This is a genomic window from Micrococcus endophyticus, from assembly GCF_014205115.1.
GTDB classification, from domain to species: Bacteria; Actinomycetota; Actinomycetes; order Actinomycetales; family Micrococcaceae; genus Micrococcus; species Micrococcus endophyticus.
In genome coordinates this window covers 2,396,340-2,410,922 of the sequence record NZ_JACHMW010000001.1, presented here as the reverse complement: position 1 = coordinate 2,410,922, position 14,583 = coordinate 2,396,340, and the positions used below count along the sequence as shown (strand labels likewise).

At 74.5% G+C, this 14,583-nt stretch carries 17 protein-coding genes; 9 read left to right on the top strand and 8 right to left on the bottom strand.

The features are described from left to right. Positions 1-74: 74 nt before the first annotated feature. Positions 75-632, bottom strand: a complete 558-nt coding sequence (locus HDA33_RS11125) for a hypothetical protein (protein WP_184173261.1) — start codon at positions 630-632, stop codon at positions 75-77. A 145-nt stretch (positions 633-777) separates the two neighbouring features. Between HDA33_RS11125 and idi the strand changes: the two genes are divergently transcribed. After that, positions 778-1,407: an isopentenyl-diphosphate Delta-isomerase gene (gene idi / locus HDA33_RS11120; RefSeq protein ID WP_184173259.1), complete on the top strand. Its 630-nt coding sequence runs from the start codon at positions 778-780 to the stop codon at positions 1,405-1,407. A 45-nt stretch (positions 1,408-1,452) separates the two neighbouring features. Here the strand turns inward: idi and trxA are convergent, their stop codons facing one another. Beyond that, positions 1,453-1,896 carry a thioredoxin gene (gene trxA, locus HDA33_RS11115; RefSeq protein ID WP_017488830.1) on the bottom strand — a complete coding sequence of 148 codons (444 nt, stop codon included), beginning with the start codon at positions 1,894-1,896 and terminating at the stop codon, positions 1,453-1,455. Positions 1,897-2,132: 236 nt separating this feature from the next. On the opposite strand from trxA, the gene aroQ reads away from it, so the two are divergent. After that, entirely contained in the window at positions 2,133-2,588 is a 456-nt protein-coding gene (aroQ, locus tag HDA33_RS11110) for a type II 3-dehydroquinate dehydratase (protein WP_184173257.1), read from the top strand. A 138-nt stretch (positions 2,589-2,726) separates the two neighbouring features. Continuing rightward, positions 2,727-3,209, top strand: coding sequence for a pyridoxamine 5'-phosphate oxidase family protein (locus HDA33_RS11105; protein ID WP_184173255.1), 483 nt, complete (start codon positions 2,727-2,729; stop codon positions 3,207-3,209). A gap of 283 nt (positions 3,210-3,492) precedes the next feature. On the opposite strand, the gene rlmN is transcribed toward HDA33_RS11105, so the two are convergent. Both rlmN and HDA33_RS11095 read right to left on the bottom strand, forming a co-directional pair. Continuing rightward, positions 3,493-4,668 carry a dual-specificity RNA methyltransferase RlmN gene (gene rlmN / locus HDA33_RS11100; RefSeq protein WP_476703398.1) on the bottom strand — a complete coding sequence of 392 codons (1,176 nt, stop codon included), beginning with the start codon at positions 4,666-4,668 and terminating at the stop codon, positions 3,493-3,495. Between the two features lie 270 nt (positions 4,669-4,938). Then, positions 4,939-5,754 (bottom strand): oxygenase MpaB family protein, encoded by an 816-nt coding sequence (locus tag HDA33_RS11095; protein WP_246416949.1) that lies wholly within the window; start codon positions 5,752-5,754, stop codon positions 4,939-4,941. 346 nt (positions 5,755-6,100) lie between these two features. Here HDA33_RS11095 and HDA33_RS11090 point away from each other — a divergent pair, with 346 nt between their 5' ends. Continuing rightward, positions 6,101-6,370 carry a three-helix bundle dimerization domain-containing protein gene (locus HDA33_RS11090; protein ID WP_338104345.1) on the top strand — a complete coding sequence of 90 codons (270 nt, stop codon included), beginning with the start codon at positions 6,101-6,103 and terminating at the stop codon, positions 6,368-6,370. Positions 6,371-6,609: 239 nt separating this feature from the next. On the opposite strand, the gene HDA33_RS11085 is transcribed toward HDA33_RS11090, so the two are convergent. Then, positions 6,610-7,845: an isochorismate synthase gene (locus HDA33_RS11085; RefSeq protein WP_184173249.1), complete on the bottom strand. Its 1,236-nt coding sequence runs from the start codon at positions 7,843-7,845 to the stop codon at positions 6,610-6,612. Positions 7,846-8,097: 252 nt separating this feature from the next. On the opposite strand from HDA33_RS11085, the gene HDA33_RS11080 reads away from it, so the two are divergent. From HDA33_RS11080 to HDA33_RS11060, 5 genes are all read left to right on the top strand, one after another. Further along, positions 8,098-8,871: an arsenate-mycothiol transferase ArsC gene (locus HDA33_RS11080; RefSeq protein ID WP_184173247.1), complete on the top strand. Its 774-nt coding sequence runs from the start codon at positions 8,098-8,100 to the stop codon at positions 8,869-8,871. Between the two features lie 226 nt (positions 8,872-9,097). Beyond that, positions 9,098-9,457: a metal-sensitive transcriptional regulator gene (locus tag HDA33_RS11075; protein ID WP_158491748.1), complete on the top strand. Its 360-nt coding sequence runs from the start codon at positions 9,098-9,100 to the stop codon at positions 9,455-9,457. A gap of 91 nt (positions 9,458-9,548) precedes the next feature. Continuing rightward, complete coding sequence (locus HDA33_RS11070) at positions 9,549-9,767, top strand: heavy-metal-associated domain-containing protein (RefSeq protein ID WP_017488839.1); 219 nt, start codon at positions 9,549-9,551, stop codon at positions 9,765-9,767. Between the two features lie 108 nt (positions 9,768-9,875). After that, positions 9,876-12,311, top strand: coding sequence for a heavy metal translocating P-type ATPase (locus HDA33_RS11065; protein ID WP_246417244.1), 2,436 nt, complete (start codon positions 9,876-9,878; stop codon positions 12,309-12,311). A gap of 143 nt (positions 12,312-12,454) precedes the next feature. Further along, a complete protein-coding gene (locus HDA33_RS11060) occupies positions 12,455-12,991 on the top strand; it encodes a GNAT family N-acetyltransferase (RefSeq protein ID WP_158491746.1) in 537 nt (178 codons plus the stop codon). Between the two features lie 218 nt (positions 12,992-13,209). On the opposite strand, the gene HDA33_RS11055 is transcribed toward HDA33_RS11060, so the two are convergent. The 3 genes from HDA33_RS11055 to HDA33_RS11045 all read right to left on the bottom strand — a co-directional run bounded on the left by HDA33_RS11055 (position 13,210) and on the right by HDA33_RS11045 (position 14,548). Beyond that, the gene (locus HDA33_RS11055; protein ID WP_184173245.1) at positions 13,210-13,623 is read right to left on the bottom strand and encodes a DUF4259 domain-containing protein; all 414 of its coding nucleotides are present in this window, start codon (positions 13,621-13,623) and stop codon (positions 13,210-13,212) included. A gap of 155 nt (positions 13,624-13,778) precedes the next feature. Beyond that, a complete protein-coding gene (locus tag HDA33_RS11050; protein ID WP_184173243.1) occupies positions 13,779-14,111 on the bottom strand; it encodes a putative quinol monooxygenase in 333 nt (110 codons plus the stop codon). Continuing rightward, on the bottom strand, positions 14,108-14,548 hold the full coding sequence (locus HDA33_RS11045) for a hotdog fold thioesterase (protein WP_184173241.1): 441 nt from the start codon (positions 14,546-14,548) through the stop codon (positions 14,108-14,110). The genes HDA33_RS11050 and HDA33_RS11045 overlap by 4 nt, the downstream gene beginning before the upstream one ends. Positions 14,549-14,583 lie beyond the last annotated feature (35 nt).

Genomic DNA, 14,583 nt, shown 5'->3' with positions numbered 1-14,583 from the left:
CTACTGGCGCCGACCGGGCGCGTCCAGGCGTGGGGGACGAACCCGGATCGGCGCCCGTGCGCAGGCGTCCTGGATCAGGCGCCGGTGGAGGCGGCGATCGCCTCGTCGAGGGTGAGCTCCGGGTCCACGATCTGGCCCTCCCACTCACCGGAGACCCCGTACACGACGCAGTGCTTCTCGTCGGTGCCGTAGTTGCCCAGCTCGGAGGAGGTCAGGACGGCCCCGTTCAGCTGGTCCTCCTTCTCCTCGCTCAGGCGCTGGGCCTGGGCGGTGCAGGTCTGGGCGGCGGCGGGGTCGGCCTCCTCACCCTCGGCCACGGCCGGCACGGCCCACAGGTACTCCGCGATGTGGGCGCCCTCGCAGTCGGTGGTCTCGAAGGAGGACAGGTCACGCGCGCCGAGCGGGGCGGTGAAGCACGTGCCGGCCTCGTAGTCGGCCGGAGCCGCGGACAGCGACGACGCCGAGGCGGACGACGACTCCGAACTCTGCGCGGACTCGGAGGCGGGCGCCGTCGTCGAGGCCGACGCGTCGGCGTCGGACGAGTCCTGACCGCCGCACGCGGTGAGGGCCAGCAGCGCGGCAGCGGACAGGCCGGCAAGACGGGCGGAACGGGAAAGGGCGGCGAAGGCCATGGGGTGCTCTCCTCGAGTGACGTGGGACGCGCCGGGGTGTGGCGCCGACCTCAGCACTCTAGCCACGCCCGGACGTCGAGCACGGGCCAGGGTGACGTGGCCCACATCTGATGGGCGGCTCGGCTCGCCTGCCACACTGAGAGGCATGCAGACACCGGCCACGCCCTCCCCGCACGACCGCCCCTCCCCCGTCGTCCGACCGTGGATGGCGGCCTCGGACGTCCCGGTCGCAGGCCCCGACGACGTCGAGCGCGTGGTCCTGCTGTCCCCGGCGGGCGAGGCCGTGGGCACGGAGGCCAAGGCCGCGGTCCACCGCCGCACCGAGGACGGCGGCACGCCCCTGCACCTGGCGTTCTCCTGCCACGTCTACGACGACGCCGGTCGGTTCCTGCTGACCCGCCGCGCCCTCGGGAAGAAGGCGTTCCCCGGGGTGTGGACCAACGGCTTCTGCGGGCACCCCGGCCCCGGCGAGTCCCCCGCCCAGGCGGTGCTGCGCCGCGCCCCGCAGGAGCTGGGTGCGGAGGTGTCCGACGTCGTCGAGGTGCTCCCCGACTTCCGCTACCGGGCCGCGGACGCCTCCGGCATGGAGGAGCACGAGATCTGCCCCGTGTTCCGGGCGCAGATGCACGGCGACCCCGCCCCGGAACGGGACGAGGTCGCGGAGTGGTGCTGGGTGGAACCGGCCGATCTGGCCGCCGCCCTGGCCGCCGTCCCCCGGGCGTTCAGCCCGTGGCTCGTGGAGCAGTGGCAGCAGGGGGCGTTCGAGGCCCGCTGAGCGGGACCGTCCGCGACCGACGCCGAGAGCCCGTCAGGGGGGCCGTCAGCGGCCGTTGACCTCGTCCAGGTGCGAGGCGGTGGACTGCACGGCCTCGTCCTGGCCGGGCTCGGCCGCGCCGCCCTGCTCGGCCGCCTGCTGCTCCGCCATGCGGCGGACCTCGGCGATGTCCAGGCCCTTGACCTGCTCCAGCAGGCTGTCCAGGGCGGAGCCGGGCAGCGCACCGGCCTGCGAGAACACGAGCACGCCGCCGCGGAACGCCATGAGCGTGGGGATGGAGGTGATGCCGGCCATCGCGGCCAGCTGCTGCTGGTCCTCGGTGTCCACCTTCGCGAACACCACGTCCTCGTGCTTCTCCGAAGCGGCGTCGAACACGGGGGCGAACTGCTTGCAGGGGCCGCACCAGTCGGCCCAGAAGTCCACCAGCACGGTGTCGTTCTCCGAGACGGTGGTGCCGAACTCCTCGAGGGTCAGGTCCTTGGTCGCCATGATGGGGTGTCCTTTCGTCGGCGGTCGCCGGCGCGTCGGCCTCCCGGACGGGAGGCGCGCGGGCGTTCTTCCTGCCCGGGACAACGGGGCGGACGGTGCGGCTATTCCGCGGGCCGGCTCCCGCCTCCCCCACGACGACGCACCCCCGCGCTTTCGTGCGGGAAACGGGAGCCTCCCCACGCACTTTCGTGCGGGAGACGGGAGCCTCCGTCGTCGTGCGTTCCTACACTGGCCCCATGACGACCGCGCCCTCCGCCCTGCCGCTGCTCGTGCTCAACGGCCCCAACCTGAACCTGCTGGGCACCCGCGAGCCCGAGATCTACGGCTCGGACACCCTCGACGACGTCCGGTCGCGCACCGAGGCCCGCGCCGCCGGGCACGGGCTCGCCGTCGACTTCCGCCAGTCCAACCACGAGGGCGAGCTCGTCGACTGGATCCAGGAGGCCCGCACCTCCCACGCCGGCATCCTCATCAACCCGGCCGCGTACTCGCACACCTCCGTGGCCATCCGGGACGCGCTGTCCGCCGTCGGGCGGCCGATCGTGGAGGTGCACATCTCCAACATCCACCGGCGCGAGCCGTTCCGGCACCACTCGCACGTCTCCGCCGTGGCGGACGCCGTGATCGCCGGGGCGGGCGTGCTGGGCTACGAGCTGGGCGTCGACTGGCTGGCCGCCGCCGTGCGTCGCTGAGGCCTCGCCGGGCGTGGCCGAGCGTGGCCGTGCGTCGCCCGGCCCTCGCCACACCACGGTGGGGCGGGGTTAGCGTCAGGGTGCGAACCGGCGCTGACAAGCGGCGTCGTCGCACCACTGACGCGAAGGAGCACCGCCATGGGCCACAAGGACCCCCGCACCCACCTGCTCGAGAAGCTCGAGAAGTCGAACGTCTGCATGCTGACCACCTCCGAGGCGGACGGCACGCTCACCACCCGCCCCATGGGCCTGCAGAAGGCCGAGGAGACCGGCACCCTCTGGTTCATGACCCGCGCCGCCTCCGACGTGGCCTCGGACGCCTCCCAGCGGCCCGTCAACGTGTCCGTGCAGGACAAGGACTTCTGGGCCTCCGTGGCCGGCCACGGCCAGGTGGTGCGCGACGACGCCCGCAAGAAGGAGTTCTGGAACCCCGCCACCGAGGCGTTCTTCGGTGAGGGCTCAAGCCCGGAGGACCCGCAGATCGTGCTCGTGCGCGTGGACGTGGAGTCCGCGCAGTACTGGGAGTCCCCGGGCGCGGTGGGCACCGCCGTCGAGCTGATCAAGGCCAAGGTGACCGGCGGGGAGGCCCACCCGGGCGAGAGCACGACCGTGCAGTTCTGACCCCCTGGGTCTCAGCCGCCCCCGCCCGGGGGCAGCCTCCGCCGCGGGAGATTCGGGTGACTTGTCGGACGTGTCAGGCCCTCTGACCTCCGACAAGTCGCCCGAATCTCGTCTCTGGCGGGTCATCCCCGCGGGCAGGCTCCCGTTTCCCGGACGAAAGCGTGGGGGGAAGGCTCCCGTTTCCCGGACGAAAGCGTGGGGGGGGGGGGGGGGGGGGGGGAAGGCTCCCGTTTCCCGCACGAAAGCGCTGGCGCACCGAGGCTGGGGGCCAGAGGCAAAGAGCTCAGGCGTCCTCGTCGCCGGCCGCCAGCTGGCCGCACGCGCCGTCGATCTCCTTGCCGCGGGTGTCGCGCAGGGTGGTCGGGATGCCGGCGGCGTTGAGCCGCTCCACGAACTCCCGCGTCACGTCCTTCTCCGAGGCCGTCCAGATGGAGCCCGGCGTCGGGTTGAGCGGGATGGGGTTCACGTGCACCCAGCCCTTGCCTCGCGCGTTGAGCTTCTTGGCGAGCAGGTCGGCGCGCCAGGCGTGGTCGTTCATGTCCTTGATGAGCGCGTACTCGATGGACACGCGGCGGCCGGTGGCCACGAAGTAGTCGTAGGCCGCGTCGATGGCCTCGTCCGCCTTCCACCGCGAGTTCACGGGGATCAGCTCGTCCCGCAGCTCGTCGTCGGGCGCGTGCAGGGACAGGGCGAAAGTTAGCGGCACGCCCTCCTCGGCGAGCTTCCGGATGGCGGGCACCAGGCCCACCGTGGAGAGCGTGATGTTGCGCGCGGACATGCCCAGGCCCTCGGGGGCCGGGTCCACCATGCGGTGCACGGCCGCCATGACCCGCTTGTAGTTGGCCAGCGGCTCGCCCATGCCCATGAACACCACGTTGGTGACGCGGTCGGCGTCGTGGCCGCCGTCCTTGCGCTTGCCGCCCAGGCCGCCCTCGGCGATCACCTGGTTGGCGCGGACGATCTGCTCCACGATCTCCGCCGTGGACATGTTGCGGGTCAGGCCCGCCTGGCCGGTGGCGCAGAACGGGCAGTTCATGCCGCAGCCGGCCTGGCTGGACACGCACAGCGTGACGCGGCCGGGGTAGCGCATGAGCACGGACTCCACGAGGGCGCCGTCGAACAGCCTCCAGAGGAACTTCACGGTGTCCCCGCGGTCCGTCTCCATGCGGCGGACCTCGGTGAGCAGCGGCGGGAAGAACGCCTCGGCGATCGCCTCGCGCTTGTCCTTGGGCAGGTCCGTCATCTGCTCGGGGTCGGTGGTGTACCGCTCGAAGTAGTGCACGGAGAGCTGCTTGGCGCGGAACGCGGGCAGCCCGATCTCCTTGGCCTTCGCCTGGCGCTCGGCGAGCGTGAGGTCGGCCAGGTGCGTGGGCGGCTGGGACACGCGCGGCTGCTTGAACTGCAGCTGGGGGCGGCCGTCCGGGCCCATGGGCTGGGTCCAGCCCTCGGTCTGGGGCATCACCTGGGGGCGCTCGGCGGTGGCGGCCTCCCGGCGCTTGGGCGCGGAGAGCTGGTGGCCGACGCCGGCGCGGCGCATGCGCTCGCGGTCCTCGGCGAGCTGGCGCGCCTCGGACTCGTCGATCAGGCCGCGCTTGGGCCGGCCGAGGGCGGGCTTGCCGGCGCGGTCGGTCCGGCGGGCGGGGGCGGGGTTCGATCCGGGGCGGCGGGGCTGGTAGTCAGACATCGGCACCATTCTCCCAGACGACGCGGGCGCCCCGGCGGGTCGGCCTCACGACGCCGGCCCGCCCGCCCCTGGCATGCGGCGCAGCCCGCGCAGGATCCAGCGCACGACGACGCCGCGCACCGCCGCCGGCAGCGGCCGGTAGAGCGTCCGGGTCAGCGCCCACAGGCGCGCCTCGCGGATCGAGTCGCGCCGGGACCAGTCCCAGCCCAGGCCGGCGCGCACCCGGGCGGGGAGCAGCCCGGCGGTCACGAACCGGGCGAGCGGCAGGGCGGCCCGCAGCGGCGCCGGCACGCCGCGGCCGGAGAAGAGGTCAGCGGCGACGGCCCGCGCGTCGTCCGTGACCTCGAGCCCGGCGATCCGGGCGTCCCAGTAGGCGGCGAAGGCGGCGCGGTCCGCGGGCCAGGCGGCCGTAGGGACCTCGAGGCTCGTGGCGAGCGGGGCGAAGTCGCGGTAGAGGCGGTCGGCGTCGGCGGGGTCGAGCGCGCCCCACAGGCGGCCGCGGACCTGCTCGCCCGCCCAGTAGAGGGTGGCGGCCACCCAGAGCTGGGCGTCGGGGTCGGCGGCGTCGTAGGGGCGGCCCTCGTGGTCGGCGCCCCGGACCGGCGCGTGCGCGGCCCGCACCCGGGCGACCACGGCGTCCCGCGCGCCCGCGGCCTCCGGGAGGGTGACGGCGTAGATGTAGCCGAGGGTGTGGCGCAGCCGCCGCATCGGATCCTCGGTGAACCGGGAGTGGGCGGCGACGCCGGCGCCGACGGGCCGGTGCGCCACCTGCAGCAGGATCGCGGCGCCCGCGCCGGCGAGGATGGCGGCCTCCCGGGCGAGGCCGGCCGCGGACACGGGGCCGGGGGCTTCACGGGGCATGCCTCCACCCTCGCACCGCGCGCCGTGGACGGGGCGGGACGGGTCGCCGTCGGCGCCCTGTTCACCTTCCGTTCATCTTGACGTTCACGTCCGGTTCACCATCCTGAGCGGCAAAGATCCCCGCAAATCAGCCGATTCCACCCCCGGGAGGGACGCATCAGGGCGTGGTCCAGGTCACGCAGATGAACAGACAGTTGCATTTTCACGGCGACTCGATAGACTCGTTCACGAAGCGTTCACCTTTCGTTCACGGAATGGGGGGCTGGAACGCACGAGACCTACCCCCGCGGCCCCGCCGCGACGACTCGCCGGATCCGCTGATCCGACACCGAAGGAGGTGCTCACCGTGAGCATCAACACCGTTCATCACCTGCCCGCCGCGCCGAGCCCCCTGATGCAGCGCCACGTGCTCAAGCGCGTCGAGGAGACCCTCGCCCGCCGCTTCGAGGGCGTCGCCACCGCCGAGGCCGTCCGAGCCACCGTGCGCGAGGTCGCCTCCGAGCTCAAGCGCTCCGCCCGCATGACCATGTTCCTGCCAGCGCTGACCGAGCGCGAGGCCGCCCGCCGCCTCCAGGCCGACGCCCCGGCGCACGCACCCCTGGCCGCAGCGGCCTGATCCGCCACACGGCAGCACGCACCTGACGGAAGGACCCGTCGGCCCGCCCCCTCTCCGGAGGGGCGGCGCCGGCGGGTCCTTCCGCATCCCCTCCCCCGCGTTTTCGTGTGGGAAACGGGAGCCTCCCCCGCGTTTTCGTGCGGGAAACGGGAGCCTTCGCGACGTCGTCCCCCGTTTCCCACACGAAAGTGATCACCGCTTTCGTGTGGGAAACGGGAGCCTGCGGCTCTGGCTCCCGCTCAGTCCAGGTCGATCCCCAGCGCCCGGCGCATCGGCAGGAGCTTGGCGCGGATCTCCGTGACCTCCTCCTCGGGCACCGCGCCCGGCACCATCCCGCCGCCGGCCTGCAGCCGCACCCCGCCGGGCACCTGCTGGCCGCAGCGCAGCGCCAGGGCGATCTCGCCGTCGCCGTCCTGGTCCAGCCAGCCCACCGGCCCCGCGTAGCGGCCCCGGTCCACGGGCTCGACCTCGCGGATCACGCGCACGGCCTCGGGGGTCGGGGTGCCGCCGACGGCGGCCGTGGGGTGCAGGGCCGCGACGACGTCCAGCACCGTCCCGCGCCCGTCCCGCAGGCGCCCGCGCACCGAGGTGGCCAGGTGGTGCACGTTGGGCAGGGTGAGCACGGTGGGCGCGGGGTCCGGATCCGCGAGGTCGACGACGGGCGCGAGCGCGTCCAGCACCGAACGCGCCGCCCAGCGGTGCTCCTCCCCCAGACGCGGGTCCGTGGCGAGCCGGGCGCGCAGCGCGGCGTCCTCCGCCTCGTCCTCGCCGCGCGGCAGCGACCCGGCCAGCACGCGCGAGCCCACGAGCCCGGCGTGCCGGGTGGCGAGGATCTCCGGCGTGGCCCCCAGCAGGCCGCCGACGGCGAACACCCACGTCTGCGGGTACTCGCGCCGCAGCGCGCGGATCGCCCGCCACAGGTCGGCGTCGTCCGCGGGCACGGTGAGCGTGCGGCTGATGACCACCTTCGCCAGCGCGCCGTCCGAGGCGGCCATGCGCGCCAGGAGCTCGCGCACCCCGGCCGCGTAGCCGGCGTCGTCCCAGGCGCTCTCGGAGGTGTCGGCGGGCAGGGGGACCTCGCCGTCGGGCAGGAGGCGGGCCCCGCCGTCCGCGGAGACGGCGTCCGCGAGCGCGGCCGCGTCCACGTGCTGGGGCGTCTCCCGGATGCCCGAGGCCGTGGAGCGGCGAAGGCGCGCGGGCACGCGCAGCACGGCGGGCTCCACAGAGTCGTCGGAGAAGGGGGCGGACACCCAGCCGCGCACGGGGGCGGCCGGGTCCTCGCGCCCGGCGACGGCGGCCTGCCACAGCGCCGAGAGCCGGCGCAGGCGGTCGGGGCCGTCCACCAGCACGGTCCAGCCGTCGTCCCCGCGCCAGGCGGCGTCCCCGTGCGCCCACAGCACCGCCCGGGCGAACGGGGGGACGGCGGCCTCGGCCGCGGCGGTGCCGAGCTCCGGCAGCAGGGTGGGGACAGACATGGGCCCCATTCTCTCCCACCCCGACGCCGGCCACGCGGCGGGCGGGGACGCCGCCGGTCCGCGGCGCAGAGAGGCGGGGCTGGGAGGCGGGGCTGGAAGGCGGAGGCGAGGGGCGCCGTCGGGAGGCGGGGCGGGGCGACACGCAGGCGCGCGCACGCGCGCTACTTGCGCACACGCGGGTGAAGGCGGATGGTGGAGGCATCCGTTCACCTTGCGTTCACCTGAGCGCCGTCCCCCTGGAGGACCCCCACCATGGCCGCCATCCCCCCGGACCCGCATGCCGACCGCACGCCCGCGGTGGACGACCTGCCGCTGGACGCGGCGTCGCCGGACGGCCGCGCCGCGGCGCCGGTGGGCCTGGAGCCGGAGGGCATGGCCGCGAACGTGCTGGAGCGCGAGATCGAGCACCTCATGGAGCGCTTCCCCGGCGTGTGCGACGAGGAGACCGTGCGCGCCGTCGTGATGGACTCCTACGCCCAGCTGGCGGCCACCAGCCGGCACCCGGACATGCTGCCGAGCACCACCGTGCAGCACGCCTCCGCCCGCCTGCGCGCCATGGCCATCAACCAGGGCAGCATCGAGTCCCGTCACCCGCGCGTGCTCTTCGTCTGCCACGGCAACGCGGGCCGCTCGCAGATGGCCGCGGCGCTGCTGGAGAACCGCACCGGCGGCGCCGTGAAGTCCCGCTCCGCCGGCACCTCCCCCGCCGGCGAGGTGATCTCCACGGCCTTCGACGCCATGAGCGAGATCGGCATCCCGTTGCACCACTCGTACACCAAGGGCGTCGACGAGGACGTGCTCAAGGCCGCCGAGGTTGTCGTGCTCTTCGACGGCGCCGAGCCCTTCGACATCCCCGAGGGCACCGAGGTGCAGGAGTGGTCCGTGCCCTCCATCCGCGGCATGAGCCTCGAGCAGGTGCGCGGCGTCCGCGACGCCCTGGACCTGCAGGTCCGCGGCCTCATCGCCGACCTCGGCGAGGAGGGCTCCGACGCCCCGCCGCCCGGCGAGGGGGCGCCGGTCGCCTGACCCGCCGCCATCCCGACGACGGCCGCTCACCTCGCGCAGGTGGGTGGCCGTCGTCGTCCCCGCGGGGTGGTTTCGCGTGGGGAACGGGAGCCTTCGGGGGTGCTTTCGTGCGGGAAACGGGAGCCTTCCGTTTCCCATACGAAAGGAAGGGCGCAGCCTCCCGTCTCCCGCACGAAAGGGCGGGGGTGGGTTGACGGAATACCCCCTAGGGGTATAGAAACGGGGCATGAGCACGCCCCCCACGACGACGGACGCCCACGATGGCGCGGACCCCTGCGCCGGCGCCCACCCGCCGCACGCGGCGCACCGGGACAAGGACGCGCACCTCAAGCGGCTGCGCCGGATCGAGGGCCAGGTGCGCGGCATCCACCGCATGGTGGACGAAGACGTCTACTGCATCGACATCCTCACGCAGGTCGCCGCCGTCACGAAGGCGCTGCAGGCCATGAGCCTGAACCTCACCTCGGAGCACCTGCGCCACTGCGTGGCCGAGGCCGCCGTCGAGGCCGAGGCCTCGGGCCGGACCGAGCTCATCGACGAGAAGGTCGCCGAGGCCACCGCGGCCATCGGCCGCCTGCTGCGCTGACGCGACGGCACCGGCCCGCCGGCCCTCTCGCCCCCACGACCGACCAGACCCACCAGACCGACCCGAACCCACCCCGTCCCAGGAGGACCCCATGACCACCACCGACCTGAAGATCACCGGCATGACCTGCGGCCACTGCGTCGCGTCCGTCCAGGAGGAGCTCGGCGAGATCGCCGGCGTCACCGCCGTGGACGTCGACCTCACCGCGGGCGGCGTGTCCACCGCGACCGTCACCTCCGAGAGCCCCCTCGACCCCGCCGCCGCACGCGCCGCCGTCGAGGAGGCCGGCTACCGGCTCGTCGAGGGCTGAACCGTGGCCGCCTCACCCTCCCCCTCCGACCGCGCCGCCGAGGCCCTCGGCCGCACGGCCCTGCAGGACGCCGAGGGCACGCGCCGCGTGGACCTCGACGTCACGGGCATGACGTGCGCCTCGTGCGTGGGCCGGGTCGAGCGCAAGCTCGGCAAGATCGAGGGCGTCGAGGCCTCGGTCAACCTCCCGCTCGAGCGCGCCACCGTCACCGTGCCCGCGGGCGTGAGCGACCAGGACCTGCTCGACGCCGTCGCCAAGGCCGGCTACACGGCCGCCGTGCGCCCGGATCCGCGGGCGCGGCCCGCGCGTCGGGACCGGCACGACGACGGCGGCACGGGGCACGCTGCCGACCACGCCGGGCACTCCGACCACCGGGGCCACGAGGCCACCGGCGCGGAGCACGGTGAGCATGAGGGCCACGAGGACCACATGGCCCACGGCCCGAGCGCGGACGTGCTGCGGCCGCGGCTGATCGTCGCGGCGATCCTCACGGTGCCGCTCGTGCTGATCTCCATGGTCCCGGCCCTCCAGTTCCCGCACTGGGGCTGGGTGGCGCTCGCGATGTCGGCGCCCGTGGCGCTGTGGTGCGCGTGGCCGTTCCACTCGGCCGCGTTCCGCGCGGCCCGGCACGGCAGCTCCACCATGGACAGCCTCGTGTCCGTGGGCGTGCTCGTGGCGTGGACGTACTCAGCCGTGGAGCTGGTGCTGGAGCCCGGCATGACCGCCCACGTGGGCGGGACCATGGCCGAGATGATGCACCACAGCCTCTACTTCGAGACGGCGGCGGTCATCACCACGTTCCTGCTGCTCGGGCGCTGGCTCGAGGCCCGCGCCAAGCGCGAGGCCGGGCGCGCGCTGCGCTCCCTGCTGGACCTGGGCGCCGCGCAGGCCACCGTGCTCCCGCACTGGGACGCCCAGACCCCCGACGCCTCGGCCTCCGTCGCCGCCGTTTCGGGTGACTTCTCGGGGGTCGAAGCCGCTTCCACCTCCGACAAGTCGCCCCAAACGCATGACGACGGCGGCGCGGATGCCCTGACCGAGCGCGTCATCCCGGCGGAGGAGCTGGAGCCGGGCGACGTCGTCGTCATCCGGCCCGGCGAGAAGGTCCCGACGGACGCCGTCGTGCTGGAGGGCACGTCCGCCGTGGACGCCTCCCTGCTCACCGGCGAGTCCGTGCCCGTGGAGGTCGGCCCCGGTGACGAGATCACCGGCGCCACCGTGAACACCTCGGGCCGGCTGATCGCCCGCGCCACCCGCACCGGCGCGGACACCACGCTCGCGCAGATGGGCCAGCTCGTCTCGGACGCGCAGACCGGCAAGGCGCGCGTCGCCCGCCTGGCAGACCGCATCTCGGCCGTGTTCGTGCCGATCGTGCTGGTCCTGGCGGTCCTCACGTTCGTGGTGTGGATGCTCGTCACCGGCGGCGACGTGGCCCCCGCGCTGCGCGCCGGCGTGGCCGTGCTCGTCATCGCGTGCCCGTGCGCGCTCGGCCTGGCCACCCCGGTCGGCCTGCTGGCCGGCACGGGCCGCGCCTCGCAGCTGGGCATCCTCATCGGCGGCCCGGAGGTCCTCGAGGACACCCGCACCGTGGACACCATCGTGCTGGACAAGACCGGCACCGTCACCGAGGGCCGCATGGCCCTCTCCGACGTGCACGCCTTCGCCGACGACGCCGCCCTCACCGAGGACCGCATCCTCGCCCTGGCGGCCGCGGTCGAGGCCGGGTCCGAGCACCCCATCGCCCGCGCCATCGTCGCGGGTGCGCGGGAGCGCGGCCTGACCGTGCCCCGCGTGGCGGACTTCGCGTCCACGGCCGGCGGCGGCGTGACCGGCACGGTCGCCCTGCCCGAGGCCGGCCCGGTCCGGGTGGCCGTGGGCCGCGGCGACCTCGTGGGCGAGCCGAGCCCCGCCCAGCAGGCGGAGTTCGACGCCGCCGAGCAGGCCGGCGCCACCGCCGTGTGGGTGGCCGTCGACGGCCGCGTGGCCGGCGTCCTCTCGGTCAAGGACACCGTGAAGCCCAGCTCGGCCGCCGCGATCGCCCGCCTGAAGGAGCTCGGGCTGCGCCCGCTGCTGGTGACCGGCGACAACGCCGCTGTGGCCGCCCAGGTGGCCGCCGCCGTCGGGATCCCGGCCGAGGACGTGGTGGCCGGCGTGCGCCCCGAGGACAAGGTGGACGTGGTCACGCGCCTGCAGTCCGAGGGCCGCGTGGTGGCCATGGTGGGCGACGGCGTCAACGACGCCCCGGCGCTCGCCGCGGCGGACATGGGCATCGCCATGGGCTCCGGCACGGACGTGGCCCGCGAGGCCGCGCAGATCACCGTGATGGGCGACGACCTCGACCAGGTGGTCCAGGCCCTGGACCTGAGCCGCCGGACGCTCGGGATCATCCGGATGAACCTGTTCTGGGCGTTCGCCTACAACGTGCTCGGCATCCCCGTGGCGGCCCTGGGCCTGCTCAACCCGATGATCGCCGGCGGCGCCATGGCCGCGTCGTCGGTGCTGGTGGTGCTGAACTCGCTGCGCCTCACGCGCTACGCGCGCTGACGCCGGGCCTCACCCACGACGACGCCGCCCCGGGATCGCCTCCCGGGGCGGCGTCGTCGTGGTGGCGGTCGAGGGCGGGCCGGGGCGCCGGGTGCGGACGGGCGCGGTGGGATTCGCTTGGCCGAGCGGGCATGATCCGAGGGATGAGCGTCTCCCTCCGCCACCCCACCCCCGACGACGTCCCCGCCCTGGTGGACTTCGTGGTCCGCAACCGGGACCACTTCCGCACGGGCGAGCCGGCGCGCTCCGAGGCCTACTACACGCCCGCCGGCCAGGCGGACCTCGTGGCCGCCGCGGACCGCGCCCGCGAGACCGGCACCGGCCTGCTCTTCCTCGTGGAGGAGGACGGGGTGCTCGTGGGGCGCGCGCAGCTGAACTCGGTGATCCGCGGCGCGTTCGACTCGGCCAGCGTCGGCTACGGGGTGGACCGCGCCTGCACGGGGCGGGGGATCGCGACGGCGGCGCTGCGGCTCCTCGTGGGCGTCGGCTTCGACGTGCTGGGCCTGCACCGGCTCCAGGGCGAGACGCTCGTGGACAACGTGGCCTCGCAACGGGTGCTGGCCGCGTGCGGGTTCGAGCACTACGGGACGGCGCCGGACTATCTGCGGATCGACGGGCGGTGGCGCGCGCACGAGCTGTTCCAGCGGATCAATCCCGGCTGGCGGCCGCGCGGGGCGTGAGGCGGCCGCGCGGGGCGTGAGGCGGCCGCGCGGGGCGTGAGGCGGCCGCGCGGGGCGTGAGGCGGCCGCGCGGGGCGTGAGGCGGCCGCGCGGGGCGTGAGGCGTCCGCGCGGGGCGTGAGGCGTCCGCGCGGGGCGTGAGGCGTCCGCGCGGGGCGTGAGGCGTCCGCGCGGGGCGTCCGGCGGGGAGCGCCGGGCGAGGGACGCCGGGCGCTCAGCTCACGGCAGGCACTGGCGCGAGTACTCGAGCCACTGCTCGAGCTCCCCGGACTCCTCCCAGAGCTCGTAGAGCTCGGAGGAGGAGGGCTCACGGATGACCACGCCGATCAGCTCGCGCAGGGTCTGGATGTCCTCGTCGGAGAACTGGTCGATGAAGTCGGTGAGATCGACCTCTTCGGCCTCCGCATGCTCGAGCAGCACGTCCAGGTCGGCGTGGTCCTCGTTGCGGGCGATCCGGACGAGCGCCCCGAGGGCCAGCAGGGCCGCTCCCTGGCTCGCGTCCAGGTAGCCCTCGTCCTCTTCTCGACGGAAGTCCTTGCGGAACTCGTCCAGGTCGAAGGTGCCGTCCAGGACCTCATCGACGAGGTCCAGCGCGGTGTCGTTCTGAAAGACTTTTCTTCCCCATGCGCCCATGACCTGACCCTAGGCCCGAGGCGGGGCGGGGGCAAGAGTCGGGGGCGAGGGGCGCCGTCGTGCGTGGGGAAACGAGAGCGAGAAAGCTCCCGTTTCCCCACGAAAGCGCGCGGGAAGGCTCCCGTTTCCCACACGAAAACGCGGGGCGCGGGGGCTCAGAAGGCCGCGGCCACCGACTCCCAGTGCGTCGCCGCCGGGGGCTGCGCCAGGTGCGGGGTCACGAGCGCCCGCCACTGGCCGAAGGCCTCCGACTCGCGGAAGCCCACCGTGTGGTCCTCGAGGGTCCGCCAGCCGATCAGCAGCCGGTACCGGGCCGGGTCCTCGATCTGCCGGGTCAGCGCGAAGGACGTCGCCCCCTTGCCGCGGAACAGCTCCGCGGCCTCGGCGACGGCGGCCTCGAACGCCTCCTCGGCGCCCTCCGCCACGTGCAGCTCCACCGACTCGACGACCGGCCCAGCCGTCGTCGTTCCCTGCGTCCCGGCGCTCATGCGCGCGGCCGCGGGCTCGTGGAGTGGCCGGTGAACCAGGCGACGAGCTGGCCGTCCGCCTCGATGCCGACCTCGATCATGCGGTCGCGGCCGAACTCCACCGACTGGCGGGCGGTCGCCACGAGGTGCGCGCCGAGCCTGGCGGGCGCCACGTAGGTGATCTCCGCCCGCCGGGTGACGGGGGCCGCGCCGAAGGTCGCCACGCAGTACGCCAGCGCCGAGTCCGCGAGGTGGAACAGGAAGCCGCCGTGGCAGATCTCGTGGGAGTTCACCATGTCCGCGGTGACGTCGCGGTGCAGCACCACGCGCCCCTCGGCCACCTCGCCGAGGGTGACGCCGTGCTCGCGCACCGCGGGGTCGTTCGCGTAGATCTCCTCGAGGCGGGCGAGGATCTCATCCCGGCTCTGGCCGGACGAGCTCTGGGGGGTCTCAGTCATGGGCCCATTGTGTCGCAGGTCGCGCCGCCCCCGCG